This window comes from Pseudomonas sp. WT-JTC (genome assembly GCF_056711565.1).
The window spans coordinates 5,618,137-5,644,709 of the sequence record NZ_CM160042.1 but is presented as its reverse complement, the minus strand read 5'-3'; the positions used below and the strand labels follow the sequence as shown (position 1 = coordinate 5,644,709).

Genomic DNA, 26,573 nt, shown 5'->3' with positions numbered 1-26,573 from the left:
CGATCCCAAAAAGCAAAATCCCCGTATCAGCGAGTGATTACGGGGATTTTCAGTCTATCGGGTTCCGTGTAAATCCACGGTCACCGTTACACGTTGAAGCGGAAGTGCATCACGTCGCCGTCTTTGACGATGTAATCCTTGCCTTCCAGACGCCATTTACCGGCTTCCTTGGTACCGGCTTCGCCCTTGTACTGGATGAAGTCGTTGTAGGCGATCACTTCGGCGCGGATGAAGCCTTTTTCGAAGTCGGTGTGGATCACGCCAGCGGCTTGTGGTGCGGTGGCACCGACGCGGACGGTCCAGGCGCGGACTTCTTCGACACCGGCGGTGAAGTAGGTCTGCAGGTGTAGCATTTCGTAGCCGGCACGGATCACGCGGTTCAGGCCAGGCTCTTCGAGGCCCAGGGCTTCGAGGAACATGTCTTTTTCTTCGCCGTCATCGAGCTCGGCGATTTCCGCTTCGATCTTGTTGCACACCGGAACAACCACGGCGCCTTCTTCTTCGGCGATGGCCTTGACCACGTCCAGGTGCGGGTTGTTTTCGAAACCGTCTTCAGCGACGTTGGCGATGTACATGACCGGTTTGGTGGTCAGCAGGTGGAAGCCCTTGATCACCGCTTTCTCGTCGGTGCCCATGTTCTTCATCAGGCTGCGCGCCGGCTTGCCTTCGGTGAAGTGAGCGATCAGTTGCTCCAGCAGGCCTTTCTGGACCACTGCGTCCTTGTCACCGCCCTTGGCGTTGCGCGCGACTTTCTGCAGTTGTTTCTCGCAGCTGTCGAGGTCGGCGAAAATCAGTTCCAGGTCGATGATTTCGATATCGCGTTTCGGGTCGACGCTGTTGGAGACGTGAATCACGTTCTCGTCTTCGAAGCAGCGGACCACGTGGGCGATGGCATCGGTTTCACGGATGTTGGCCAGGAACTTGTTGCCCAGGCCTTCACCTTTCGACGCGCCGGCAACCAGGCCCGCGATGTCGACGAATTCCATGGTGGTCGGCAGGATGCGCTTTGGATTGACGATGGCCGCCAGAGCGTCCAGACGCGGATCCGGCATCGGCACGATACCGCTGTTCGGCTCGATGGTGCAGAAGGGGAAGTTCTCGGCCGCGATCCCGGATTTGGTCAGGGCGTTGAACAGGGTGGACTTGCCGACGTTAGGCAGGCCGACGATGCCGCAATTGAATCCCATGGTGTTTCCCCTCGGATAAGAGTCAGGCCTTCTGGCTGTGCAGGTTTTTCATCGCGCGGTTCCATTCCCCGGCGAGGATATCCGGCAGCACGCCGAGGGCAAAGTCGATGCTGGCATCGAGTTTTTCCTGTTCGGCGCGTGGCGCACGACCCAGGACGAAATTTGAAACCATGCTGGCGACGCCCGGGTGACCGATGCCAAGCCGCAGGCGGTGGAAAGTGTTCTGATTGCCCAGTTGCGCAATGATGTCGCGCAACCCGTTATGACCGCCATGGCCGCCGCCCACTTTGAGTTTGGCGACGCCCGGAGGCAGATCGAGTTCGTCGTGTGCCACGAGGATTTCTTCAGGCTTGATGCGGAAGAAACCTGCAAGGGCCGCCACGGCCTGGCCGCTGCGGTTCATGTACGTGGTGGGAATCAGCAGACGAACATCCTGACCCTGATGCGAATAGCGCCCGGTCAGGCCGAAATATTTGCGGTCCGCCACAAGGTTCACGCCTTGTGCGTTCGCGATGCGCTCAACAAAAAGGGCCCCTGCGTTATGCCGGGTCTGTTCGTATTCAGCACCTGGATTTCCCAGGCCAACGATCAGTTTGATGGCAGTCACGATAGGGGCCCTTCATTGGAGTGGTGGATAACATCGCCGCAATCAGGAAGTGCGGCGAAAGTGGACGAAAATTGCTCATTTACCATGATGTAAACTCCGCGTTCTCGCCCGCTTTCTCGCTATGCTCTAGTCCGCGATGTTTCCGGTCACTCCGGCGTACAGAGTAAAATTACTCTGCAGCGCCTTCTGCAGCTTCTGGAGCAACACGTGGAGCGTGGACGTTGGCAACAGCCTTGTCATCGCCGTGTGCCAGAGCAACGAACTCAACGCCTTTAGGAGCTTTGAGGTCGGACAGGTGAATGATCGAACCGATTTCAGCGTTAGCCAGGTCGACTTCGATGAACTCAGGCAGATCTTTCGGCAGGCAGGAAACTTCGATCTCGCCAACAACGTGGGAGATTTCGCCGCCTTTCTTGGTCGGTGCTTCTTCGTTGATGAAGTGCACTGGAACGATAGCGGTCAGTTTCTGGCCAGCTACAACGCGTACGAAGTCAGCGTGCATCACGTGGCCTTTGGCCGGGTGACGTTGCAGGGCTTTGATCACGACGTTCTGCTTGGTGCCACCAACGTTCAGCTCGATGATGTGGCTGTAAGCCGCTTCGTTTTCGAGCAGTTTGGCAACTTCTTTGGCCAGCATGCTGATGGATTCAGGGGCTTTGTCGCCACCGTAAACTACAGCTGGAACCAGGCTTGCGAGACGACGCAGGCGGCGGCTCGCACCTTTCCCCAGGTCGGAACGCACTTCAGCATTCAGAGTAAAATCGTTCATGTTGTATCTCCAAAATAACCACACTCGCCCCAGCGTTTGCGACCAGCGCTAAAGGCGATATGGGCAAAAAAGCCCCGCCCCGACAGGAATGCCGGGGCGGGGCGCTTTTCGTCAACGAGACATTTCGAGAAGGGCAGGGCCCTTAGCGGAACATCGCGCTGATCGATTCTTCATTGCTGATGCGGCGGACCGCCTCGGCAACTACCGGTGCGATATCCAGTTGGCGGATACGCGCACAGGCTTGTGCTGCAGCGGACAGAGGAATGGTGTTAGTCACCACCAACTCGTCCAGCACGGAATTTTCAATGTTTTCGATCGCCCGACCCGAAAGCACCGGGTGCGTGCAGTAGGCGAAAACCTTGGCTGCGCCATGCTCTTTCAGGGCCTTGGCCGCGTGGCACAGGGTGCCGGCGGTATCGACCATGTCATCGACCAGAATACAGGTACGCCCTTCGACATCACCGATGATATGCATCACTTCAGAGTGATTGGCTTTCTCACGGCGTTTGTCGATGATCCCGAGATCCACGCCCAGGGATTTGGCAACGGCACGTGCACGCACGACGCCACCAATATCCGGGGACACGATCATCAGGTTTTCGAAGCGCTGATCTTCGATGTCATCCACCAGAACCGGGGAGCCGTAGATGTTATCTACCGGAATATCGAAGAAACCCTGGATTTGGTCAGCATGCAGATCAACCGTGAGAACACGGTCGATGCCGACTACGGTAAGCATGTCAGCCACGACTTTCGCGCTGATAGCCACACGTGCGGAACGCGGACGGCGATCCTGACGGGCATAACCAAAGTAAGGAATAACAGCAGTGATACGAGTAGCCGAGGAGCGGCGGAAGGCATCAGCCATCACTACCAGTTCCATCAGGTTATCGTTGGTCGGAGCGCAAGTCGGCTGAATAATGAAGACGTCTTTACCGCGGACGTTTTCATTGATCTCGGCTGTAATTTCGCCGTCGGAGAATTTACCGACAGAGATGTCACCGAGAGGGATATGCAGCTGACGTACGACACGCCGAGCCAGATCGGGGTTAGCGTTCCCCGTAAAGACCATCATCTTGGACACGCGCAGTACCTGAAGGCTGAGGGTAACCTGGATGAGTATAGGAAAATGGCAGGGGCGGCTGGATTCGAACCAACGCATGGCAGGATCAAAACCTGCTGCCTTACCGCTTGGCGACGCCCCTGTATCTGTTGCAACGATTACCCTGTAATCGGTTCCTTTAGAGCAGACTCTGTAGCTTGCGATGCAACATCGAAACGTTGCTTCCTTTTGCTACAAACCCTGTAAGGGTCTCTGTAAGAAGGGCCGAGACTTTATCAGCTTCAGCTTTGCTTGGGAAGCCCCCAAACACACAACTTCCAGTTCCGGTGAGTTTTGCTTCGGTAAATTTACCTAACAAATTCAAAGCGTTACGTACCTCTGGATAACGCCTTGTTACCACCGGCAAGCAGTCATTTCGACTGTTTCCCTTGGGAACGGGGCGCACTTTAATGGGAGGAGTGTTACGTGTCAACAACGGATCTGAAAAAATTTCTGCCGTACTTACAGAGACTTGCGGCACGAGCACGAGATACCACGGTTCCTCCGGGTCGACAGGGGTCAGTTTTTCCCCCACACCCTCGGCGAAAGCCGCGTGGCCACGTACGAAAACCGGGACGTCGGCGCCCAGCGTCAATCCCAGGCCAGCCAGGCGATCTTCATCCCAACCCAATTGCCACAGGTGATTGAGGCCGAGCAGAGTCGTTGCAGCATTCGAACTGCCGCCGCCAATGCCGCCGCCCATGGGCAGGATTTTTTCGATCCAGATGTCGACACCCAGTGTGCACCCGGACTGTTCCTGGAGTTTTTTCGCGGCCTTGACGATCAGGTTGCTGTCGTGGGGGACGCCTGCGAATTCGGTGTGCAGTTGAATGACGCCGTCATCGCGCAGGGCATAAGTGATTTCGTCGCCGTAATCGAGAAACTGAAACATCGTTTGCAGTTCGTGGTAGCCGTCTTCGCGGCGACCGAGAATGTGCAGCATCAGGTTGAGTTTGGCCGGAGACGGCAAAGTCAGGCGATTGGCTGGCATGTCACGACCCCAGTTTGCGCGGTTGCCAGGCCTTGATCACCAGTGTGACGTCAAGGTCGGTGCCATGCAGCTTGATTCGCTCGGGCAGCCAGTAGCCGTTTTGCTGGGTGTAGTCGGTGTATTCGACCTGCCAGCCATCCTGTTCGAGGTTGGCCAGGCGACTGTCGGCATCCAGTGTCACGTGGCTTTTGCTGTCCGGAGCCGGAAGCCCGCGGACCCACCACGCCAGGTTGGACACCGGCAACTTCCAGCCCAGTTGCTCTTCGAGCAGCACTTCAGGGTTCGGTGCGTCGTAACGCCCCTGGTTGGCGACTTCCAGCGAAACCTTGCCCGGCCGTCCGGTCAGGCGTGCCGCGCCACGACCCAGCGGGCCGGAGAGGCGAATGTCGTAGTAATCCTGGCGTTGCAGCCAGAACAGCGTGCCGCTGCCCGAGTCTTTCGGGGCGCGGATGCCGATCTTGCCGTCGATCTGCCAGCCATCGAGGCTGGTCAGTTGCTGTTTGTGCTCACGCCATTGGGCTGGATTGCCGTGTCCCTCGACCGATTCGCGGGGACCCAGTCCGGCGCAACCGGCGAGCAGGGCGATAAAACTGAAAACGATGAAATGGCGCAAAAACATAATCTTAAAGAGTCTCTGATCCGGTCAGGCGTTTGATGGTGCCGCGCAGGGTAGGGCTGTCAGGCTGTTCCTTGAGGAACTTGCCCCAGACCTGTCTGGCTTCGCGCTGTTTGCCATTGGCCCACAGGACCTCGCCCAGGTGAGCGGCGACTTCCTGATCGGGGAAGCGATCCAGGGCTTGGCGCAGCAGGCGCTCGGCTTCGTCGAGGTTGCCCATGCGGTAATTCACCCAGCCAAGGCTGTCGAGTACCGCCGGGTCTTCCGGACTGATCTGGTGCGCCTGTTCGATCAGGGCCTTGGCTTCGGCGTAGCGCGTTGTGCGGTCGGACAGGGTGTAGCCGAGGGCGTTCAACGCCATGGCATTGTCCGGGTCGCGCTTGATGATCGTGCGCAGGTCTTTTTCCATCTGCGCCAGGTCATTGCGTTTTTCCGCCTGCATGGCGCGGGTGTAGAGCAGGTTCAAGTCGTCCGGGTATTTCTGCAAGGCCTGTTGCAGAACATTCCAGGCCTTGTCGCCCTGATTGTTGGCGGACAGGGTTTCGACTTCGATCAGGTACAACTGGATGGCGTAATCCGGCTGTTCATCGCGCTCTGCCGCCAGCTTGCGTTGCGCTTCGGCGGTCTTGCCGTTGTTGATCAGGATGTCGGCCTGACGCAATTGCGCCGGCAGGAAGTCGTTGCCCGGGCCAACCTTGGCATATTCGATCAGTGCGCCTTGCGGGTCGTTTTGTTCTTCGGCGATGCGGCCGAGGTTCAGGTGCGCCGAGTCGACATGGCTTTCCCGGGCGATCAGGTCTTCAAGATGACCCTTGGCCTCCTTCCAGTCCTTGGCTTCCAGGCAGACCAGCGCCAGGGAGTAACGCAGTTCGTCGTCTTCCGGGTATTGCTGGACCAGGCTCGAGAACTCGGCCTTGGCGTCGTTCATGCGGTCCTGTTCAACCAGCATGCGTGCGTAAGTCAGGCGCAGGCGCTTGTCGTCCGGGTATTTCTTGATGCTTTTCTGCAGCAGCGGCAGGGCTTCGTCACCGCGATTGAGGGTTTGCAGCAGGCGTGCGCGCAGCAGGATCGGAGCGATTTCGCCGTCATCCGGTGGATTGTTTTCCAGCAGCGTCAGCGCGCCTTTGGCGTCGCCATCCTGTTGCATCAGCAGCGCCTTGCCGAAAATCAGCTGGCTGTTGTTCGGGTGACGCTGCAACAAACGGTCGAAGCTTTTCATCAAGCCGTTGCGGGTGTCCTGGTCGGTGTCGGCCGCGGACAGCGCGAGGAAGTCGAAATGGGTGTCGCCCTTGCCTTGCAGGACTTTCTCCATATAGGCCATGGAGTCGTCATAACGCCCGGCGCGCGCCAGTTGCACGGCGGCTGCGCGTTGCGCTTCGAGGTCGCTGGGGGCGTTCCTGGCCCAGATCAGCGCGGTATCCAGGGCTGCCTGATCGGCGCCCAGGTATTCGGCGATACGGAATGCCCGCTCGGAGATGCCCGGATCCTGGGTGTTGATGGCCTGGGTCACATAATTGTCCAGCGCAATGTCGAAACGATTGCGTTGGCCAGCCAGTTCGGCGCTCAACAGGCTGAAGATGGTTTCCTCGCTGAACGAGCTGTAGACCTTGGGCTTTTCAGGGGCCGGGGTGCTGTCTTCAACCGGCGGCGTACCGTCCGACGAAACGGGTGCCAAGGCCTGGCAGCCGCTGAGGAAGACAAAAGCGAGGAGCAACGCGGAAGATCTATTCATATAGGAAGAGGACGACTAACCTGCGGTCAGATCATCATGACACAAGCTTTCGGCCAAACATAACCGAGCCGCCAATTTACCCGTGTACACCGGGTCCTTGTGTAGGAGCTGGCTTGCCAGCGATGGTCGTTAACGATGACGCGTTTTAACCGCAAAGACGCGGCGCCTGTCGGTCCATCGCTGGCAAGCCAGCTCCTACAAAGGGATGCGAAACAAGAACCGCTCTCAGTATGCGACGACGCCTACCGGGCCAATAGATATCGAGTAGTTGTTCTGACTCCGTCGAAGTAGGACAATTACCGGCTTCACGTCACAATCAGCGACTTTGAATGGCCTTCCTTGCACTCGGTATTAACCACAAGACTGCTTCAGTAGACGTCCGCGAGCGCGTGGCTTTTACCCCTGAGCAACTGGTTGAGGCCTTGCAGCAGCTCTGCCGACTCACCGACAGCCGCGAAGCTGCGATCCTCTCCACCTGCAATCGCAGTGAACTCTATATAGAACAGGATCACCTGTCGGCGGACGTCGTGCTGCACTGGCTGGCCGAATATCATCATTTGAGCTTCGACGAGCTGCGCGCAAGCGCCTATGTGCATGAAGATGATGCGGCAGTTCGTCACATGATGCGGGTGGCTTCCGGGCTCGACTCGCTGGTGTTGGGCGAACCGCAGATTCTCGGCCAGATGAAGTCAGCCTATGCCGTGGCCCGCGAGGCCGGCACTATCGGGCCATTGCTCGGGCGGCTGTTCCAGGCCACGTTCAACGCGGCCAAGCAGGTGCGCACCGACACGGCCATCGGCGAGAACCCGGTATCGGTGGCGTTTGCCGCGGTGAGCCTGGCGAAACAGATTTTCAGCGACTTGCAGCGCAGCCAGGCCTTGTTGATCGGCGCCGGCGAGACCATCACCCTGGTCGCCCGCCATCTGCATGACCTGGGTGTAAAGCGCATCGTGGTCGCCAACCGTACCCTGGAGCGCGCCAGCATTCTGGCCGAACAGTTCGGCGCCCATGCCGTGTTGCTGTCGGATATTCCGGCGGAGCTGGTGCGCAGCGATATCGTCATCAGTTCCACCGCCAGCCAGTTACCGATTCTGGGCAAGGGTGCAGTGGAAAGCGCCTTGAAACTGCGCAAGCACAAACCGATCTTCATGGTGGATATCGCCGTTCCGCGTGACATCGAGCCAGAAGTCGGCGAGTTGGACGATGTTTACCTCTATAGCGTCGACGATCTCCACGAAGTGGTCGCCGAGAACCTCAAGAGCCGCCAGGGCGCAGCCCAGGCTGCCGAAGAGATGGTCTCGGTCGGCGCCGAAGACTTCATGGTCCGCCTGCGTGAATTGGCGGCGGTGGATGTACTCAAGGCCTATCGTCAACAGAGCGAACGCCTGCGCGACGAAGAATTGCAAAAGGCCCAGCGCCTGCTGGCCAACGGCACCAGTGCCGAAGAGGTGCTGGTGCAACTGGCTCGTGGGCTGACCAACAAACTGTTGCACGCACCGAGCGTGCAGTTGAAAAAGCTCTCTGCCGAAGGTCGCCTGGATGCGCTGGCGATGGCCCAGGAACTCTTTGCCCTCGGTGAGGGCTCATCGGATAGCTTTTCGGATAAAAAACCGCAATGAAAGCGTCACTGCTCAATAAGCTGGATATTCTCCAGGATCGTTTCGAGGAATTGACCGCCCTGCTGGGCGACGGCGAGGTCATTTCCGATCAGAACAAGTTCCGCACCTATTCCAAGGAGTACGCGGAAGTTGAACCGGTCGTGAACGCCTATAAACAGCTGCTGAAAGTGCAGGCCGACCTCGAAGGCGCCCAGGCTCTGCTCAAGGACAGCGACCCGGACATGCGTGAAATGGCCGTGGAAGAAGTCCGCGAGGCCAAGGAACGCCTGGTCTCGCTCGAGGCCGACCTGCAGCGCATGCTGCTGCCCAAGGACCCGAACGACGGGCGCAACGTGTTCCTCGAAATCCGTGCCGGCACCGGCGGCGACGAGGCGGCGATTTTCTCCGGCGACCTGTTCCGCATGTATTCGCGCTACGCCGAGCGTCGTGGCTGGCGGGTGGAAATCCTCTCGGAAAACGAGGGTGAGCACGGCGGCTATAAAGAGGTGATTGCCCGGGTCGAAGGCGATAACGTCTACGGCAAGCTGAAATTTGAATCCGGTGCCCACCGCGTGCAGCGGGTGCCGGCGACCGAATCCCAGGGCCGCATCCACACGTCGGCCTGCACCGTGGCGGTATTGCCCGAGCCGGACGAGCAGGAAGCCATCGAGATCAACCCGGCCGACCTGCGCATCGATACCTATCGCTCCTCCGGCGCCGGTGGCCAGCACGTCAACAAGACCGACTCGGCTATTCGTATCACGCACTTGCCGTCCGGCATCGTGGTCGAGTGCCAGGAAGAACGTTCACAGCACAAGAACCGTGCCCGGGCGATGTCCTGGTTGTCGGCCAAGCTGAACGATCAGCAGACCTCGGCCGCGGCCAACGCCATCGCCAGCGAGCGCAAGTTGCTGGTCGGTTCCGGTGATCGCTCCGAGCGCATCCGCACCTACAATTTTGCCCAGGGCCGGGTCACCGACCACCGGGTCAACCTGACCCTGTATTCCCTCGACGAGATCCTTGCCGGCGGCGTCGAGGCGGTGATCGAGCCATTGCTGGCCGAGTACCAGGCCGATCAACTGGCAGCGATAGGTGAGTAAATGACGATCATTGCCAGTTTGTTGCGCGCCGCCGATTTACCCGACTCGCCGACGGCGCGTCTGGATGCCGAATTGCTGCTGGCGGCGGCGTTGGGCAAGTCCCGCAGTTTCCTGCATACCTGGCCGGAACGCATCGTGCCGAGCGAAGCGGCGCTGACGTTCGCCGAGTATTTGCAGCGCCGCCGCAGCGGCGAGCCGGTGGCCTATATCCTCGGCCAGCAAGGTTTCTGGAAGCTGGATCTGGAAGTGGCACCGCACACGCTGATCCCGCGCCCGGACACCGAACTGCTGGTGGAGGCTGCGCTGGAGTTGCTGCCGGCCACGCCGGCCAAGGTCCTCGACCTGGGCACCGGCAGTGGCGCGATTGCCCTGGCGCTGGCGAGCGAGCGTCCGGCCTGGAGCGTCACTGCCGTGGATCGCGTGCTGGAAGCCGTGGCCCTGGCCGAGCGCAATCGCCAGCGCCTGCATCTGAATAACGCCAAGGTGCTGAGCAGCCATTGGTTCAGCGCCCTGGAAGGTCAGCGTTTTCAACTGATCATCAGCAACCCGCCCTACATTGCAGCGGCCGATCCGCATCTGGTCGAGGGCGATGTGCGCTTTGAACCGGCCAGCGCACTGGTGGCCGGTGTCGACGGGCTCGACGATCTGCGTCTGATCGTCGCCCAGGCACCGGACCATCTCGACGCTGGCGGTTGGCTGATGCTCGAGCATGGTTATGATCAGGCCGAGGCGGTCCGCGATTTGCTGCTGACCCGCGGTTTCGAGGAAGTTCACAGCCGCACCGATCTGGGCGGTCACCAACGCATCAGTCTGGGGCGCCTGCCGTGCTGAATGATCAGGAGTTGCTGCGTTACAGTCGGCAGATTCTGCTGCAACACATCGATATCGACGGCCAGTTGCGCCTCAAGGACAGCCGCGTATTGATCGTCGGCCTCGGTGGCCTCGGCTCGCCGGTGGCGCTGTATCTCGCCGCCGCAGGGGTCGGCGAGTTGCATCTGGCGGACTTCGATACGGTCGACATGACTAACCTGCAGCGCCAGATCATTCACGACACCGACAGCATCGGCATGGGCAAAGTCGATTCGGCGATCAAACGCCTGACGGCGATCAATCCCGAGATACGGTTGATCGCTCATCGTGCGGCGCTGGATGAAGATTCCCTGGCCGCTACTGTCGCCGCCGTGGATCTGGTGCTCGATTGCTCGGACAATTTCGCCACCCGTGAAGCGGTCAACGGCGCTTGTGTGGCCGCCGGCAAACCGCTGGTCAGCGGCGCGGCGATTCGCCTCGAAGGGCAATTGTCGGTGTTCGATCCGCGTCGGCCAGAGAGCCCGTGCTACCACTGTTTATACGGGCACGGCAGCGAAGCCGAACTGACATGCAGCGAAGCCGGGGTGGTCGGGCCGCTGGTGGGGCTGGTCGGCAGTCTGCAAGCGCTTGAAGCGCTGAAGTTGCTGGCCGGATTCGGCGAACCGCTGGTGGGGCGCCTGCTGTTGATCGATGCCTTGGGTACGCGCTTTCGCGAATTGCGGGTCAAGCGTGATCCGGGCTGCAGCGTTTGTGGATCGAAACATGCGTGAGGCGCCAATCGGCGTGTTCGATTCTGGTGTCGGTGGGCTCTCGGTGCTCGCCGAGATCCAGCGCTTGTTGCCCAACGAGACGCTGATGTACGTCGCCGATTGCGGGAATGTTCCCTATGGCGAGAAAACCCCGGAATTCATCCGGCAGCGTTGCAGTGTGATGGCCGATTTTTTTCAGCAGCAGGGCGCCAAGGCTTTGGTGCTGGCCTGCAACACGGCGACGGTGTCCGGCGTCGCCGACTTGCGCCGAGACTATCCCGAATGGCCCATCGTCGGCATGGAGCCAGCAGTCAAGCCGGCCGCCGCCGCAACCCGCTCCGGTGTGGTGGGGGTGCTGGCTACCACCGGCACCTTGCAGAGCGCCAAATTCGCTGCATTGCTCGACCGTTTCGCCGCGGACGTGAAAGTCATTACCCAGCCGTGCCCCGGGCTGGTGGAGCTGATTGAAAACGGCGATCTGCATAGCCCCGAGCTTCGCCAGCTGTTGGCCAGGTATGTCCAGCCGCTGCTGGCCGCCGGCGCGGACACGCTGATTCTCGGCTGCACCCATTACCCCTTTCTCAAGCAGATGCTCCGGCAGATGATCCCCGAGGACATCAGCCTGATCGACACCGGTGCCGCCGTCGCACGGCAACTCCAGCGGCTTTTGGCCGAAGGCGAACTGCTCGCCGAAGGGCCTGCCCGTGAGGCGCAGTTCTGGACCAGCGCCGATCCGCAGCATTTCAGAAATATATTGCCGAAACTGTGGAATAGCTGTGGCGTTGTGCGAAGCTTCAACAGGTAAAAGATTGACCGGGGGAATACGAAAAATCGGGTGAGCTTCTGATTGATCGCTGACTTCTACAGCGTTGCAGGGCTGGGCAACAAAAAAATCATACGAAATCGTTCGGAAAAGGAAGTTTCTCGTGAAGCGACTATTCTGTTTGGCCGCGATTGCGGCCGCATTAATGGGGCACACCTTTACTGCGCAGGCGGCAGGTGTGGAGTTCGCGGTTGGTCAGACCAGCGATTCGACCATGACGTATCGACTGGGCATGCAATTCGATTGGGACCAGAGCTGGTGGCAGAGTGACGTCGGTCGCATGACCGGCTACTGGAGCGGTGCCTACACCTATTGGGAAGGCGACAAGACCTCAAGCAACAACAGCCTGTCGTTCTCTCCGGTGTTCGTTTACGAGTTTGCCGGCCAGAACGTCAAACCGTTCGTTGAAGCTGGCATTGGCGTGGCGGTGTTCTCCCATACCCGACTCGAAGACAACAACATCGGCGGTGCTTTCCAGTTTGAAGACCGGCTCGGTTTTGGCCTGCGCTTCAACGGTGGCCATGAAGTCGGGATCCGCGCAACGCACTATTCCAACGCCGGGCTCGCCAGTTCCAACGACGGTGTAGAAAGCTACTCGCTGCATTACACGTTGCCGTTGTAAGACACGACGCTGTACTAAATGTGGGAGCGGGCTTGCTCGCGAAAGCAGTGGATCAGTCGACACTGTAATTGACTGATCTGACGCTTTCGTCGGATCGCCGCCCGGAGACAAGCCCGCTCCCACATTTGTATTTGGGTGACTTCAAACTAGCGATACGCCGTCGAAATCCCCTGGCGTTCGTCGATGCACTCCGGTGCACCCATCTCGAACTCCCGGCAGATCAGCGGGCGTTTTTCGTAGATGGTGCACATCATCGAGTTGCGATCCAGTGCGGCACACCAGCCGTCGTCCAGACGCAGCATGACTTCCCCGCCCCAATCATCGGTATCGATGAACCGTTCAGGCACACCCGTATCGGTGATCAGCATGACTTCGAGCTGGCAGCAGCAGGCTGCGCAGGTCGAACACGTGACCGCGGGTTCCGCGATTTGCGTATGGGGGATGGTATTCATGGCGCGCAGTGTAAGGCAGTCACCGGGTGCTGTGTGAAAGGTCGGACGGACGCAGGTCCGCCCCCGAAACTCCCCTTCCGATGATGGCGATTTTCACGGTTGATCCTTGAACGGCGGCTGGCTGCGCACCATGCGTTTACCTATCTCCAGTTTCACATGGTCCGGCAGTCTGGAGAGCGGCCACAGGGTAGCCATGAACGCTGCCGGGAAAGCGATTTCCAGCGGGCGGTCCTTGAGCTTTTCGAAGATGTACCGTGCGGCTTTCGCCACCGGCCAGCTCAAGGGCATGGAGAAGTCGTCTTTCGTCGTCAGCAGCGTTTCAACAAAACCGGGGCTGATCACCGTGACTTCTATGCCTTCGGGAGCCAGGTCGATGCGCAGGGATTCGAACAAATGACGCAACCCGGCCTTCGAGGCGCCGCAGGCTTCTGCCTTGGGCAGCGGCAGGTAAGTCACCGCACTGGCCATGGGCACCATATGCGGTGCGGTGCCAGCCCGTAGCAAAGGCAGGGCAGCCTCGATGCAATAGCTGCTGGCCAACAGGTTGGTGCGCACCACGTGCTCGACAATCGACGCATCGAACTGCCTGGCGTCCACGTACTCGCAGGTGCCGGCGTTGAGTATCACGGTGTCCAGCGAACCCCAATCCTCGGCAATTTGCTCGCCGATTTCGCGCACGGTCTGGCTATTGGTCAGGTCTCCGGCGACCACCAGCACTTGTCCCGGATAACGTTGCGACAAGACTTTCAGTGGCGCAACTGACCTTGAGCTTACCGCCAGGTGCGCGCCGGTTTTCAGGATTTTCTCGGCCAGCGCGGCACCAATACCGCTGCTGGCGCCGGTCAGCCAATAACGGCGAGGAGGTGTACGACTCATCCCAAGCTCCTTTTCAGCCAGGCAACAGCCCGGTCCGCTAAATGTTGCAGGTTGTCTTTGTCGAGCGCCATGAACTGCCGGCATACGGCTGCAGGAAACTACTCACAGGCACTCCCGGCCAGTTCGGCGGACAGTTGCCGTGACGGCAGATTCTTGAATGCGGCCAAGGCGCGTGTACGCGAAGCATTCAGGTCGACGATCGGTGACGGGTAATCCACAACACTGAAAAGGCCGCCGAGACTGGCGGGGTTGTGCACGTCTTTTTTACTCACCCCGGCCAGTTCCGGTAGCCAGTGCTTGATGAACAGGCCTTCGGGGTCGAATTTTTCCGACTGGCTCAACGGGTTGAAAATCCGGAAATAAGGCGCCGAGTCGGTACCGGTGGAGGAACTCCATTGCCAGCCACCATTGTTCGCCGCCAGGTCACCATCGATCAGGTGTCGCATGAAAAAGCGTTCGCCTTCGCGCCAGTCGATCAGCAGGTTCTTGGTCAGGAACATCGCCACCACCATACGCAGGCGGTTGTGCATCCAGCCGGTAGCCAGCAGTTGGCGCATGGCGGCGTCGATGATCGGCAAACCGGTACGCGCCTGTTGCCAGGCGGCCAGTTCTTCGGGGGCATCGCGCCAGGCCAGCGCTTCGGTTTCCGGGCGAAACGCGCGGTGCCGGGACACCCGTGGGTAGCCCACCAGGATGTGTTTGTAGAACTCGCGCCACAGCAGTTCGTTGATCCAGGTGACGGCGCCGGTCTTGCCGCTTTCGAACTCACCCTGATTGCTGTTCAAGGCGGCGTGCAGGCATTGGCGGGGAGAAATCACTCCGGCCGCGAGATAGGCCGAGAGCTGACTGGTGCCGGGTTTTGCCGGGAAGTCGCGCTCGTTATGGTAATGGTCGATCTGTGCATCGCTGAAGCTGTCGAGGCGCTGCCGGGCTTGGGCTTCGCCCGCCGGCCACAGGCTGCGCAGGTTATCACCGGGCGTCGTAAAACCCTCGACACTCAAGGGGATCGCATCGCTGGCAATGTTCAGCGGCGCTTGCCTGTGTGGTGCGCGGACCAGGCTGGGCAGCGAGTGGTGCAAGCGTTCGTAGCAGACTTTGCGGAACTGGCTGAAGACCTGAAAGTAAGTGCCGGTCCGGGTCAGCACACTCCCGGGCTTGAACAGCAATTGATCGAGGTAGCGGTGAACTTCGATGCCTTCGGCCCCGAGTGTCCTGGCGACCGCCGCATCGCGACGGGTTTCATGGATGCCGTACTCTTCGTTGAGGTACACCGCGTCGATCTGCCATTGCCGGCACAGATTCAGCAACACGGCTGGCGCATCCTCCCAGCGCGGTGCCCGGCGGACCAGCAGGGGAATGTTCAGTTGACCCAGTTCGCGGCTCAATTCGCGCAGGTTACGCAGCCAGAAGTCCACTTTGCAGGGCGCGTCGTCGTGTTCCAGCCATTGTTCCGGACTCAGCAGATACACGGCCACGCACGGCCCGCGGGCCGCGGCGGCCGAGAGGGCGGTGTTGTCGTGTAGGCGCAAGTCGCTGCGCAACCAGATCAATTGCATGTTGGTATCCACGCGATTCATTTAAATCAGCCCGCGCTGAATGAGTGCCTGATGTGCCGACAATGGATCTTCGGCCAGGTACAAATCAGCGATCTCGGGAGTACTTGCGGACAACTCGGCGTGGTGGATGCATACCGTTGGTCCGGCAATCATTCTTGGGCAACTGATGCCTTTGAAAAGTTTCGGCAGTTGCGCCAGGTTCATGGCCTTGCTGGAGTACAGCAGAACCCCGCGGGGTCGCAGCAGCTCGACCGCCAGTGCCAGTTCACCGACAGGCAGTGGCCCGTCGAAGACCTCCACCGGGCAATCGGCACTGCTGATCAGCCAGGCCGTTAGCCACAGCTGAGGCTCCATGGGCAAGTCCGAGTGGTTGATCAACAGCAGTGGTGCGCTGCGCAACTGACGATTGTTATGGTAGATGCGTGCGCCGAACTTGCTGCGCAACCAGGCACAAAAAAAGACTCGCTCCATCTGCGCCCCGAACTGGCTTTGCCAGCGTAGCTCCAGAGCGGCCAGCAGGGGCATCAGCAATTGCTCGCACAGGGTTCGCGGCGGATACAGCGCCATCGCCTGATTGACGCTGTCATCCAGGGCGCGTTCCTGTAATCCGCTGACCGCCTGCAGCAACGTTTGCAGCAAGGCGTGCCAATCGTTGTCGACGGACTCGCTGAAGGCTTGCGGCGTATCGAGCAATTGCTTGACCTGGCTGACGGCAACGCCACGGTTGAGCCAGGTGAGGATGGTCAGGATGCGTTGTACATGGTCGGCCGAAAACAACCGGTGCCCCTTGGGCGTGCGTTGCGGCACGATCAGGCCGTAGCGCCGCTCCCATGCGCGCAAGGTCACGGCATTGACGCCGGTTTGCCGCGCCACTTCACGGATCGGCAGCCAACCTTCGTCCAGCGCCTTGTTAAAGTCATCGCCGAGGTCATCGCGGGCGCTGGTGTCGGGTGCTTTTTTCATTGGATGGCGTTTCGCAGGCTGAGGTCTTCCGGGGGCGGTTGCAGGTAAACCTGCTGTGCGATGTACGGATCGGGGTGTCGGTTAAAGTGATGTTTGAGCAGTGTCAACGGCACCACCAACGGCACGATGCCCAGGCGATACTGGCTGATCACGTGTTGCAACTCCTGCTTGTCTTCGCGGCTGATGGCCTGTTTCAGGTAGCCACTGAGGTGTTGCAGGACATTGGCATGAGTGCCGCGGGTGGCGCACTTTTTCAGGGCCGCCATCAGTTCAATGAAATAGCGCGCGCCAAGCTCCTTCGGATCGGTATGGCCCATGTTGCCCAGCAGGTTGCCGAGCACTTTGTATTGCTGTGGATTGTGCGCCATCAACAGGTATTTGTAGCGCGAGTGAAAGTCCGTGAGACCGCGCCGGGTCAGGCCTTCCTGGCACAGCTGCTGCCAGGCGCTGCAGGCGAATACGCGAGTGAGGAAGTTTTCCCGCAGCTCCGGATCGTTGAGCCGGCCGTCTTCCTTCACCGGCAAATCCGGGTGCAGCAGGCAGGCGCTGATGGCGATTTTCGGTTTGGCGGGGGAGTGGGGCATCGGAGCACCTCGAATCTGAACCTGTACAAACATTCGAGTCTGTACAAGACAACTTCATCATAGATTCAAAGTTGTACAAGTCAAATTATATGTATAGGTATTTTGACCGGCTGCTGTCCATGACGACAGCAGCGACTTGCTCGGATCGATGCTCTTTACTGCAGGTGTTCATGCAAGCGGCGGGCAGCTTCCTGACCGCTGAGCCAGGCCCCTTCGACGCGTCCGGACAGGCACCAGTCGCCACAGGCGTACAGCCCCAGGTCGGCATCGGCCAGGGTGCCCCATTCGTGACTGGTGGCAGGGCGGGCGTAGAGCCAGCGGTGGGCGAGGCTGAAGCTCGGCGCGGGCATGGAGTCGTGCAGCAGTTCGGCGAATGCGCCATGCAGCTGTTCGATCACAGCCTCCTTGGGCAGGTCAATGTGCTGGCGACTCCAGGCGCTGGTGGCGTGCAGCACCCAGGTGTCGAGGGTGTTGTCGCGTCCGGGTTTGCTACGGTTGCGGGCCAGCCAGTCGAGTGGGCTGTCCTGTACGAAGCAGCCTTCCATGGGGGTTTCCAACGGTGTTTCGAAGGCCAGGGCAATCGCCCAGGTCGGGTCCATCTTCACCCCGGCGGCGGCGCCCGCGAGCTTCGGCGCAGATGCCAGCAGAGCCGTGGCCTGTGGGGCTGGCGTGGCGATGACCACGTGGCTGAACGGCCCGTGGGTGAAGCCCTCGGCGTCCTGCAGATGCCAGTGTTCTTCACCGCGATAGACCTCGGTGATCCGGCAGGCGAAATGCACTTCAAGGTCACCGAGCAGGGAGCGGGTAATGGCGCTCATGCGGGGCGTACCGACCCAGCGGGTCTGCTCGTCCGGCGACAGGTTGAGCTGGCCGCCATGGTAGGTGTACAGCTGCGGCGTCCACTCGGCGACCCAGCCGTTGGCTTGCCAGCGCTGGACTTCCGTGACAAAGCGGCGATCGCGGGCGGTGAAATATTGCGCGCCCATGTCCAGAGCACCCGCATCGCTGCGCTTGCTTGACATGCGCCCGCCGCTGCCGCGGCTTTTATCGAACAGTTGAACCACGTGCCCGAGGTCGGTCAGGGCCTGGGCGGCGGAGAGTCCGGCAATGCCGGTGCCAATGATTGCGATAGGTACAGTCATAGGGGCCTCGTTTACCTTTCTGTACAGACTACGCCGGGGTTGAAACCTGTACAATATTGTTTTTTGGTATAACTTTTAGCGTTCTCGTTCTGACAGCTTGGCCTATTGTTAAACATAGCGCCTGCTCGATACCAAAGATCCCTGCTTATAAAAATAGACTAATGGACAGGGTAAAACGCCACGCGAGGAAGAAGTCATGCACATATTGCTGACCGGCGGTACTGGTTTGATAGGACGTCAGCTCTGCCGGCACTGGTCAGGGCAGGGCCATCGCCTGACAGTCTGGAGTCGCAAGCCTGAAAAGGTCGCGAAAATATGTGGTGCCCAAGTGCGTGGAGTTGCTCGGCTGGAGGATCTGGGGCAGGAGCCGGTGGATGCGATCGTCAACCTTGCCGGAGCGCCAATTGCCGACCGTCCCTGGACGCACAAGCGCAAAGCCTTGTTGTGGAGCAGCCGGATCACGCTGACTGAAACCCTGTTGGCGTGGCTTGAAAGCCTCGAGCAGAAACCAAGGGTCTTGATTTCCGGTTCGGCTGCTGGTTGGTATGGCGATGGTGGCGAGCGCGAACTGACCGAGGACACGGCGCCGGTCAGCGAAGATTTCGCCAGCCAGTTATGCATCGCCTGGGAAGAGACTGCACAGCGGGCTGAAACGCTGGGCATTCGCGTCATTCTCATCCGTACCGGGTTGGTGCTATCGGCGGAGGGCGGCTTTTTGTCGCGGCTGTTACTGCCGTTCAAACTGGGCCTGGGAGGGCCGATCGGCAACGGCCGGCAGTGGATGCCGTGGATTCATATCGACGATCAAATCGCCCTGATTGATTTTCTTCTGCACCGCAACGAGGCCAGCGGTCCCTATAATGCGTGCGCGCCCAGACCGGTGCGCAACCGCGAGTTTGCCAAGGCGCTGGGCAGCGTGCTGCATCGCCCGGCGTTCATGCCGATGCCGGCCCTCGCATTGAAGGTGGGGCTGGGCGAGTTGTCCTTGCTGTTGCTGGGTGGCCAACGGGCCACGCCGGTTCGCCTGTTGAAGGCGGGTTTCACTTTTCAGTTCACGGATTTGCGCGCGGCTCTGGACGATCTGTCCGGTCGCCTTTGAAATAGGACGTTGCATGACCGATCACGCGTTGCTTCTGGTCAACCTGGGTTCACCTGCCTCCACCTCGGTGGCGGATGTGCGCAGCTACCTCAATCAATTTCTGATGGACCCGTACGTGATCGACCTGCCATGGCCGGTTCGACGCTTGCTGGTGTCGCTGATCCTGATCAAGCGCCCCGAGCAGTCGGCCCACGCCTATGCCTCGATCTGGTGGGACGAGGGCTCGCCGCTGGTGGTGCTCAGCCGCCGCCTGCAACAAGCCATGACCGGCCAGTGGCAGCATGGCCCGGTCGAACTGGCGATGCGCTACGGCGAGCCGTCGATTGAATCGACGCTGGTGCGCATGGCCGCCGCGGGGCACAAGCGAATCACGCTGGCGCCGCTGTATCCACAGTTCGCCGACAGCACCACCACTACCGTCATTGAGGAAGCCAGACGTGTGGTGCGCGAGAAGAGCCTCGACGTACAGCTGTCGGTGCTCCAGCCGTTCTACGATCAACCGGAGTACCTCGATGCGCTGGTGGCCACGACCCGGCCGCATTTGCAGCAGGACTTCGATCACCTGTTGATGAGTTTTCATGGGTTGCCGGAACGGCATCTGAAGAAGCTCAACCCCGGGCACAGCTTCGAGGGTGGCGGTGATTGCTGCGCCGGGGCGCCACCCGAGGTGGTCGCCACCTGTTATCGCGGCCAATGCCTGCGTACGGCGGCAGAGTTTGCCAAGCGCATGGGATTGCCGGAGGGCAAGTGGTCGGTGTCGTTCCAGTCGCGTCTGGGGCGCGCCAAGTGGATCGAACCCTACACCGAAGCGCGCCTCGATGAGTTGGCCAAAAGCGGCGCGAAAAAGATTCTGGTGATGTGCCCGGCATTCGTGGCCGATTGCATCGAAACACTGGAAGAGATTGGTGATCGCGGGAAGGAGCAATTCCGCGCAGCAGGGGGAGAGGACCTGGTGCTGGTGCCGTGCCTCAACGATGACCCGCATTGGGCGAAGGCGTTGAGTGCGTTGTGCGAGCGAGCGCCTCTGGCGCTTTAAAAGCTTCACGAGCAAGCCCGCTCCCACAGGGTCGGTGATTAACCTGTGGGAGCGGGCTTGCTCGCGAAGTGGGTCTTTCAGTCAGCGAAGAATCCGAGTCTGCTTAGATCAGCGGCTCATTCGCCTTCTTGTGCTTCCAGCTGTCATTGCCCGGCAGGATCAGATTCAAACCAATCGCCACTACCGCGCACAGCGCGATGCCCTTGAGGCCGAAATCGTCCGGCCCGGTGCCGGTGCCGATCAGCACGCCGCCGATCCCGAATACCAGGGTCACCGAAACGATCACCAGATTGCGCGCCTCGCCCAGATCGATCTTGTGGCGGATCAGCGTGTTCATCCCCACCGCCGCAATCGAACCGAACAACAAGCAGAGAATCCCGCCCATCACCGGCACCGGAATGCTTTGCAGCAGTGCACCGAACTTGCCGATAAACGCCAGGCTGATGGCGAAGATCGCCGCCCAGGTCATGATTTTCGGGTTGTAGTTCTTGGTCAGCATGACCGCGCCGGTCACTTCGGCGTAGGTGGTGTTGGGTGGGCCGCCGAACAGGCCGGCCGCCGTGGTGGCAATGCCGTCGCCGAGCAGGGTGCGGTGCAGGCCCGGCTTCTTCAGGTAATCGCGACCAGTCACGCTACCCACGGCAATCACGCCGCCGATGTGCTCGATGGCCGGGGCCAGGGCCACCGGAACGATGAACAGGATCGCTTGCCAGTTGAATTCCGGCGCGGTGAAGTTCGGGATGGCGAACCACGGTGCCGCAGCAATCTTCGCAACATCGACCACACCGAAGTAGAACGACATGCCGAAACCGACCAGCACGCCGGAGATGATCGGCACCAGGCGGAAGATGCCCTTGCCGAAAACCGCGACGATCAGCGTGGTCAGCAGCGCGGGCATCGAGATCATCATCGCCGTCTGGTAATGAATCAATTCACTGCCATCGCCAGCCTTGCCCATGGCCATGTTGGCGGCAATCGGCGCCATGGCCAGGCCGATCGAAATGATCACCGGCCCGATCACCACCGGCGGCAGCAGGCGGTCGATGAAACCGGTGCCTTTGATCTTCACCGCGAGGCCGAGGAAGGTGTAGACGAATCCCGCCGCCATCACACCGCCCATGGTCGCCGCCAGGCCGAACTGGCCCTTGGCGAGAATGATCGGGGTAATGAAAGCAAAGCTCGATGCCAGGAACACCGGCACCTGACGCCCGGTGACGATCTGGAACAGGATCGTCCCCAGGCCGGCCGTGAACAGCGCCACGTTCGGGTCGAGACCGGTAATCAGCGGCATCAACACCAGAGCGCCGAAGGCCACGAACAGCATCTGCGCACCCGACAGCACCGTGCGCCAGAGCGGATCGTTGAACTCTTGCTGCATGCTCACGCGTCCTTCTGCTTGGTGCCGAAGATCTTGTCACCGGCATCGCCCAGCCCTGGGATGATGTAGCCGTGCTCGTTGAGTTTCTGATCAATGGAAGCGGTGTAGATGATCACGTCCGGGTGAGCTTTCTCGACCACAGCGATGCCTTCTGGCGCGGCGACCAGCACCATGGCGCGGATGTCCTTGCAGCCGGCTTTTTTCAGCAGGTCGATGGTGGCAACCATCGAGCCACCGGTGGCAAGCATCGGGTCGATGATCATTGCCAGGCGTTCGTCGATTTCCGGTACCAGTTTTTCCAGGTAGGTGTGGGCTTCAAGGGTTTCCTCGTTGCGAGCCACGCCGACGGCGCTGACCTTGGCGCCCGGGATCAGGCTGAGCACGCCTTCGAGCATGCCGATGCCGGCACGCAGGATCGGTACCACGGTGATTTTCTTGCCGGCGATTTTCTCGACCGATACGGTGCCGCACCAGCCCTCGATATCGTAGGACTCCAGCGGCAGGTCTTTGGTGGCTTCATAGGTCAACAGGGCGCCGACTTCCTGAGCGAGCTCACGGAAATTCTTGGTGCTGATGTCTGCGCGGCGCATAAGGCCAAGTTTATGACGGATCAGCGGGTGGCGGATCTCATGGATGGGCATGGGGAAAGGCTCCGGCGGCGGGCAAAAAAACCGGCCTAGATTAATCTATCCGAGGGTGTTGTCCTATAGACATACAGTACGTTAGTCCACAAACGCTTGATCTGGCCGTGCGGGATGCGTACCTTTGCCCGCTTTTCCTGACTTCCAACCCCCTGGAGAGCGCCATGTCCGCTGATCTCGAGCATATCCGTCAAATCATGCGAGAGGCTGACTGCCTGTACACCGAAGCTGAAGTCGAGGCGGCCATCGCCCGCGTCGGTGCACAAATCAACGAACAAATGGCCGACAGCAACCCGGTGGTGTTCTGCGTGATGAACGGCGGGCTGATTTTCTCCGGCAAGCTGCTGACCTATCTGCAGTTCCCGCTGGAAGCGTCCTACCTGCACGCCACCCGCTATCGCAACGAAACCAGCGGCGGCGACCTGTTCTGGAAAGCCAAGCCGGAAGTGTCCTTCATCGACCGTGATGTGCTGATCATCGACGACATCCTTGATGAAGGTCACACCCTGGGCGCGATCATCGACTTCTGCAAACACGCTGGCGCACGTAAAGTGCACACTGCCGTGTTGATCGACAAAGACCACGACCGCAAGGCCCGGCCGGACCTCAAGGCCGATTTCGTCGGTCTGCCGTGCATCGACCGTTACATCTTCGGTTATGGCATGGACTACAAAGGCTACTGGCGTAACGCCAACGGGATTTTTGCCGTTAAAGGAATGTAAGAACATGATCGCGCCTCGCTTTCTGGATCAGACCCTGTTCACCGAGTTGGCCGGGAAAGCCGCGGCCAATCCTCGTGGGCGCCAGCATCACAACTTCCATCAGATGGAAGACGCTTGCCATCGCATGGCGGTGGGGTTGCAGCCGTCCACGTATATCCCGCCTCACCGGCATTTGGGCGACAACAAGGCCGAAACCCTGTTGGTCCTCAAGGGGCGGCTGGGTGTGTTGATCTTTGACGAGACCGGTACGGTGCTGAGCAAGACCGTGCTTCAGGCCGGTGGCGACTGTGTTGGCGTGGACCTGCCGGCCGGTGTGTTCCACGGCTTGGTGGTGCTGGAGGCCGACAGCCTGATGTTCGAATGCAAGGCCGGCCCTTACCGTCCGGTCGGTGAAGGTGAACTGGCGCATTGGGCGCCACGCGAAGGCGAGCCCGGTGTTGCCGAGTATCAGGCCTGGATGCACGCGCAGTTCGATTGATATACACCACTTGTAGGAGCGAGCTTGCTCGCGATGGACGTGAACGATGACGCTTGTCTGGAAAAAGCGTCGCCTTCAATTACATCGCGAGCAAGCTCGCTCCTACACCCGTCCTCTGGAGCCTGCCATGAGCCGTTCGATCCGCTGCTGTGCCGCCCTGTTGCTGACCCTCAGCCTGCCACTTGCCGCGGCCCCGGCGCCCATGCACAGTCAATTTCTGCCGCCGGACGATCTCACTCTGCGCGCTGCTGATCCCGAGCAGCAACAACTGCTGCAGGTTACCGAGTATTCGGTGGTGGTCGGCAGCCAGCGTCAATCCAGTCAACAGCCCATTCCGGTCACTTCGCCCCTGCTGATTCGACTCAAGGGCAAATCCCTGAACAAGGGCGCCAGCATCAGTCAGGTGCTGGTCAATTTCGACGGCGAAAGCAAAAGCCTGAAGAAGCCGGTCTATGACGCGCCGAGCAAGACCCTGACCCTCTATTACCCGCTGGCGCAATACCGGGTGGTGATCGACTTGTTGCGCAACGACACGGTGTATTGCCAGTTTCTCAGCTACGCCAATGGGCATGTCTGGGCCGATCTGCACACCGGCAGCACTCGTCCGCGTTGAGCCCTGTGCCTGCGCAGGGGTAAACTGCCCGCCCCGTGAAATGTCTGCGAGCTGGAGTCGGCAATGCGTAAAGATAAAAAACAAGTGATTGGTGACGAGATCGGCGATGAGCAGATCAAGTTGTTCCTCGATTTCGAACCGGTCGACGCGACTTCTCCGTCCCTGCACAAACTGGTCAAGGCCTACCGTGGCCTGCGCATCGACGATTTCGAGCGTTTCCTGACGTTCTTCGTCGAAGCGGGTTACGACGTGAATGGCAAGGATGAGCACGGCAATGACTTCGTTGCCCTGATCAAGGATCAGCGCAACGCGGCGGATTACATCGAGCTGATCGAGAAAGCTCGCGGCTGAGTAAATTTCAGCCATAAAAAAACGCCCCGTTCTCACCGAGAACGGGGCGTTTTTCATGGCGCCGAATCAAGCGTAGCTTTCGGTCTCGCTGCTGGCTTCAACCAGTTCCAGGGCAACGTTGTTCTGCGCGTTGATCTTGCGATACAGCGCAGCGTCGGTTTCCAGAACTTTTTCCCGGGCCGGGAAAATTTCGGCCAGTTTGGTGGCCCATTCGCCCTTGGCTTTGCTCGGGAAGCATTTTTCGATCAGCTCGAGCATGATCGAAACGGTCACCGAGGCACCTGGAGAAGCGCCGAGCAGTGCCGCCAGGGAACCGTCCTTGGCCGCGACCAGTTCGGTACCGAATTGCAGGATGCCGCCTTTTTTCGGGTCTTTCTTGATGATCTGCACCCGTTGGCCGGCCACTTCCAGACGCCAGTCTTCGGGTTTCGCCTGCGGGTAGAAGCGACGCAGGGAATCCAGGCGCTGCTCCATCGACTGCATCACTTCGCTGACCAGGTATTTGGTCAGGTCCATGTTGTTTTTCGCCACGGCGAGCATCGGGCCGATGTTGCCGGCGCGAACCGACATCGGCAGGTCCATGAAGGAACCGTGCTTGAGGAACTTGGTGGTGAAGCCGGCGTACGGTCCGAACAGCAGGGACTTCTTGCCATCGACTACGCGGGTGTCAAGGTGCGGCACGGACATGGGTGGCGAACCTACTGCGGCCTGGCTGTAGACCTTGGCCTGGTGGTGCTTGACCACTTCCGGGTTGTCGCAGCGCAGCCACTGGCCGCTGATCGGGAAGCCGCCGAAGCCTTTGCTTTCTTCGATGCCCGAGGCTTGCAGCAGCGGCAGTGCCGCGCCGCCAGCGCCGAGGAAGACGAATTTGGCGTCGACTTCACGGGTATTGCCGCTGTTGACGTCCTTGATGCTGACGGTCCAGCCGCCGTTGCTGCGCTTGAGGCCGGTCACGCGCTTGCAGTACTTGACCTGGGCATCGGGTGCGCTGGTCAGGTGCTTGAGCAACTGGTTGGTCAGAGCGCCGAAGTTGACGTCGGTGCCATTGATCACGCGGGTCGCGGCGAGGGTTTCGCCAGGATCGCGGCCAGGCATCATCAGCGGCATCCACTCGGCCATTTTGGCCTTGTCTTCGGTGTATTCCATGTCGGCGAAGGCGTGGTGCTTGCTCAGCACCCTGAAGCGTTCCTTGAGGAAGGACACGCCGCTGTCGCCCTGCACGAAACTCAGGTGTGGCACCGGGCTGATAAACGATTTGCACGAGCCGAACGTGCCTTTTCGGGTCAGGTACGACCAGAACTGCTTCGACACCTCGAACTGGGTGTTGATGTGCACGGCTTTCTTGATGTCGACGGCGCCATCGGCTGCCTGCGGCGTGTAGTTGAGCTCACACAGCCCGGCGTGACCGGTACCGGCGTTGTTCCACGGGTTGGAACTCTCCGCAGCACCGGAATCCATCAGCTCGACGACTTCCAGCTTGATCGCGGGGTCGAGCTCTTTGAGCAGTACCGCCAGGGTGGCACTCATGATGCCGGCCCCAACCAGTACTACGTCGACTGCTTCGTTATGCGCCATTTAACGCGTCTCCAAAATCTGCAGCACCAAATTGTCGGCATGGCTGCCAGGAGTGACGGGGCGTGTCAGTGTTGCCCCAGGTACCCATGGCAGTGTCGCCATGTCCGAATCTTCGCAATTTATCGCAACTTCGACGGACGCTACCTGCCGGGCCTATGAGCCATATGAACTCATTTCAGCGCGCGGGAGGCAATTCGACTTATGGTCGATACATCCGTTTGTGCAACCAAATCCGTAGCGGACAGGCTTCAGGCTCCGGTGTTAGAGGAATACTCGGTCCTGTGTCGTTGGGCTGTTGTAGACGCTAATGGTGCATGTTCAGACGCAAAACTATTCATTTGCTCGCCACACTCTTGTGAAGTTGTGAAAACCCGTTTTTTTCACGCTCTTTTGAAGACGTG

27 protein-coding genes, 1 tRNA gene and 1 pseudogene are annotated in these 26,573 nt (G+C 59.9%); 12 read left to right on the top strand and 17 right to left on the bottom strand.

The features are described from left to right. Positions 1-86: 86 nt before the first annotated feature. From ychF to AC06G5_RS25575, 8 genes are all read right to left on the bottom strand, one after another. The gene (gene ychF / locus AC06G5_RS25610; protein WP_413427041.1) at positions 87-1,187 is read right to left on the bottom strand and encodes a redox-regulated ATPase YchF; all 1,101 of its coding nucleotides are present in this window, start codon (positions 1,185-1,187) and stop codon (positions 87-89) included. Between the two features lie 22 nt (positions 1,188-1,209). After that, positions 1,210-1,794: an aminoacyl-tRNA hydrolase gene (gene pth, locus AC06G5_RS25605; protein ID WP_007973893.1), complete on the bottom strand. Its 585-nt coding sequence runs from the start codon at positions 1,792-1,794 to the stop codon at positions 1,210-1,212. Positions 1,795-1,963: 169 nt separating this feature from the next. Then, positions 1,964-2,563: a 50S ribosomal protein L25/general stress protein Ctc gene (locus tag AC06G5_RS25600; protein ID WP_008016617.1), complete on the bottom strand. Its 600-nt coding sequence runs from the start codon at positions 2,561-2,563 to the stop codon at positions 1,964-1,966. Positions 2,564-2,705: 142 nt separating this feature from the next. Next, entirely contained in the window at positions 2,706-3,647 is a 942-nt protein-coding gene (locus AC06G5_RS25595) for a ribose-phosphate pyrophosphokinase (RefSeq protein ID WP_003171603.1), read from the bottom strand. A 46-nt stretch (positions 3,648-3,693) separates the two neighbouring features. Then, positions 3,694-3,768: transfer RNA gene (locus AC06G5_RS25590), tRNA-Gln, on the bottom strand. Between the two features lie 36 nt (positions 3,769-3,804). Beyond that, a complete protein-coding gene (ispE, locus tag AC06G5_RS25585) occupies positions 3,805-4,656 on the bottom strand; it encodes a 4-(cytidine 5'-diphospho)-2-C-methyl-D-erythritol kinase (protein WP_413427043.1) in 852 nt (283 codons plus the stop codon). A gap of 1 nt (position 4,657) precedes the next feature. Continuing rightward, positions 4,658-5,275 (bottom strand): lipoprotein insertase outer membrane protein LolB, encoded by a 618-nt coding sequence (gene lolB / locus AC06G5_RS25580; RefSeq protein ID WP_413427045.1) that lies wholly within the window; start codon positions 5,273-5,275, stop codon positions 4,658-4,660. 4 nt (positions 5,276-5,279) lie between these two features. After that, on the bottom strand, positions 5,280-7,004 hold the full coding sequence (locus tag AC06G5_RS25575; RefSeq protein ID WP_413427047.1) for a tetratricopeptide repeat protein: 1,725 nt from the start codon (positions 7,002-7,004) through the stop codon (positions 5,280-5,282). Between the two features lie 329 nt (positions 7,005-7,333). Here AC06G5_RS25575 and hemA point away from each other — a divergent pair, with 329 nt between their 5' ends. From hemA to AC06G5_RS25545, 6 genes are all read left to right on the top strand, one after another. After that, positions 7,334-8,623: a glutamyl-tRNA reductase gene (gene hemA, locus AC06G5_RS25570; RefSeq protein ID WP_008016623.1), complete on the top strand. Its 1,290-nt coding sequence runs from the start codon at positions 7,334-7,336 to the stop codon at positions 8,621-8,623. Next, the gene (prfA, locus tag AC06G5_RS25565; protein ID WP_413427049.1) at positions 8,620-9,702 is read left to right on the top strand and encodes a peptide chain release factor 1; all 1,083 of its coding nucleotides are present in this window, start codon (positions 8,620-8,622) and stop codon (positions 9,700-9,702) included. Before hemA ends, prfA begins: the two co-directional genes overlap by 4 nt. Then, on the top strand, positions 9,703-10,533 hold the full coding sequence (gene prmC, locus AC06G5_RS25560; RefSeq protein WP_007973878.1) for a peptide chain release factor N(5)-glutamine methyltransferase: 831 nt from the start codon (positions 9,703-9,705) through the stop codon (positions 10,531-10,533). After that, positions 10,527-11,282, top strand: a complete 756-nt coding sequence (locus AC06G5_RS25555) for a molybdopterin-synthase adenylyltransferase MoeB (RefSeq protein WP_413427051.1) — start codon at positions 10,527-10,529, stop codon at positions 11,280-11,282. Before prmC ends, AC06G5_RS25555 begins: the two co-directional genes overlap by 7 nt. Continuing rightward, complete coding sequence (gene murI, locus AC06G5_RS25550) at positions 11,275-12,066, top strand: glutamate racemase (RefSeq protein WP_413427053.1); 792 nt, start codon at positions 11,275-11,277, stop codon at positions 12,064-12,066. Before AC06G5_RS25555 ends, murI begins: the two co-directional genes overlap by 8 nt. Positions 12,067-12,187: 121 nt before the next feature. Then, positions 12,188-12,706 (top strand): acyloxyacyl hydrolase, encoded by a 519-nt coding sequence (locus tag AC06G5_RS25545; protein ID WP_413427055.1) that lies wholly within the window; start codon positions 12,188-12,190, stop codon positions 12,704-12,706. 146 nt (positions 12,707-12,852) lie between these two features. On the opposite strand, the gene AC06G5_RS25540 is transcribed toward AC06G5_RS25545, so the two are convergent. The 6 genes and pseudogenes from AC06G5_RS25540 to AC06G5_RS25515 all read right to left on the bottom strand — a co-directional run bounded on the left by AC06G5_RS25540 (position 12,853) and on the right by AC06G5_RS25515 (position 18,279). Beyond that, complete coding sequence (locus AC06G5_RS25540) at positions 12,853-13,158, bottom strand: YkgJ family cysteine cluster protein (RefSeq protein ID WP_008016637.1); 306 nt, start codon at positions 13,156-13,158, stop codon at positions 12,853-12,855. Between the two features lie 93 nt (positions 13,159-13,251). Next, on the bottom strand, positions 13,252-14,034 hold the full coding sequence (locus AC06G5_RS25535; RefSeq protein ID WP_413704024.1) for an SDR family NAD(P)-dependent oxidoreductase: 783 nt from the start codon (positions 14,032-14,034) through the stop codon (positions 13,252-13,254). Positions 14,035-14,132: 98 nt separating this feature from the next. After that, a complete protein-coding gene (phrB, locus tag AC06G5_RS25530) occupies positions 14,133-15,590 on the bottom strand; it encodes a deoxyribodipyrimidine photo-lyase (protein ID WP_413427059.1) in 1,458 nt (485 codons plus the stop codon). A 21-nt stretch (positions 15,591-15,611) separates the two neighbouring features. After that, the gene (locus AC06G5_RS25525) at positions 15,612-16,553 is read right to left on the bottom strand and encodes a MerR family transcriptional regulator (protein WP_413427061.1); all 942 of its coding nucleotides are present in this window, start codon (positions 16,551-16,553) and stop codon (positions 15,612-15,614) included. Then, positions 16,550-17,095, bottom strand: a pseudogene (locus tag AC06G5_RS25520) (YbgA family protein); the annotation flags it as partial. The pseudogene AC06G5_RS25520 and the gene AC06G5_RS25525, both read right to left, overlap by 4 nt. 197 nt (positions 17,096-17,292) lie before the next feature. Beyond that, positions 17,293-18,279: an NAD(P)/FAD-dependent oxidoreductase gene (locus AC06G5_RS25515; RefSeq protein WP_480458543.1), complete on the bottom strand. Its 987-nt coding sequence runs from the start codon at positions 18,277-18,279 to the stop codon at positions 17,293-17,295. A 196-nt stretch (positions 18,280-18,475) separates the two neighbouring features. On the opposite strand from AC06G5_RS25515, the gene AC06G5_RS25510 reads away from it, so the two are divergent. Next, positions 18,476-19,378, top strand: a complete 903-nt coding sequence (locus AC06G5_RS25510) for a TIGR01777 family oxidoreductase (protein ID WP_413704026.1) — start codon at positions 18,476-18,478, stop codon at positions 19,376-19,378. 13 nt (positions 19,379-19,391) lie between these two features. Then, complete coding sequence (hemH, locus tag AC06G5_RS25505; RefSeq protein ID WP_413427066.1) at positions 19,392-20,414, top strand: ferrochelatase; 1,023 nt, start codon at positions 19,392-19,394, stop codon at positions 20,412-20,414. Between the two features lie 103 nt (positions 20,415-20,517). On the opposite strand, the gene AC06G5_RS25500 is transcribed toward hemH, so the two are convergent. Beyond that, positions 20,518-21,792 (bottom strand): uracil-xanthine permease family protein, encoded by a 1,275-nt coding sequence (locus AC06G5_RS25500; protein ID WP_413427068.1) that lies wholly within the window; start codon positions 21,790-21,792, stop codon positions 20,518-20,520. Positions 21,793-21,794: 2 nt separating this feature from the next. Beyond that, entirely contained in the window at positions 21,795-22,433 is a 639-nt protein-coding gene (upp, locus tag AC06G5_RS25495) for a uracil phosphoribosyltransferase (RefSeq protein ID WP_102671705.1), read from the bottom strand. A 164-nt stretch (positions 22,434-22,597) separates the two neighbouring features. Here upp and AC06G5_RS25490 point away from each other — a divergent pair, with 164 nt between their 5' ends. From AC06G5_RS25490 to AC06G5_RS25475, 4 genes are all read left to right on the top strand, one after another. After that, positions 22,598-23,155 (top strand): hypoxanthine-guanine phosphoribosyltransferase, encoded by a 558-nt coding sequence (locus tag AC06G5_RS25490; protein ID WP_007981338.1) that lies wholly within the window; start codon positions 22,598-22,600, stop codon positions 23,153-23,155. Between the two features lie 4 nt (positions 23,156-23,159). Continuing rightward, on the top strand, positions 23,160-23,633 hold the full coding sequence (locus AC06G5_RS25485) for a WbuC family cupin fold metalloprotein (RefSeq protein WP_413427071.1): 474 nt from the start codon (positions 23,160-23,162) through the stop codon (positions 23,631-23,633). A 127-nt stretch (positions 23,634-23,760) separates the two neighbouring features. Beyond that, positions 23,761-24,246, top strand: a complete 486-nt coding sequence (locus AC06G5_RS25480) for a hypothetical protein (RefSeq protein WP_413427073.1) — start codon at positions 23,761-23,763, stop codon at positions 24,244-24,246. A 63-nt stretch (positions 24,247-24,309) separates the two neighbouring features. After that, positions 24,310-24,597 (top strand): PA4642 family protein, encoded by a 288-nt coding sequence (locus AC06G5_RS25475; protein WP_008016652.1) that lies wholly within the window; start codon positions 24,310-24,312, stop codon positions 24,595-24,597. Positions 24,598-24,663: 66 nt separating this feature from the next. Here the strand turns inward: AC06G5_RS25475 and mqo are convergent, their stop codons facing one another. Then, a complete protein-coding gene (mqo, locus tag AC06G5_RS25470) occupies positions 24,664-26,172 on the bottom strand; it encodes a malate dehydrogenase (quinone) (protein WP_413427075.1) in 1,509 nt (502 codons plus the stop codon). Positions 26,173-26,573 lie beyond the last annotated feature (401 nt).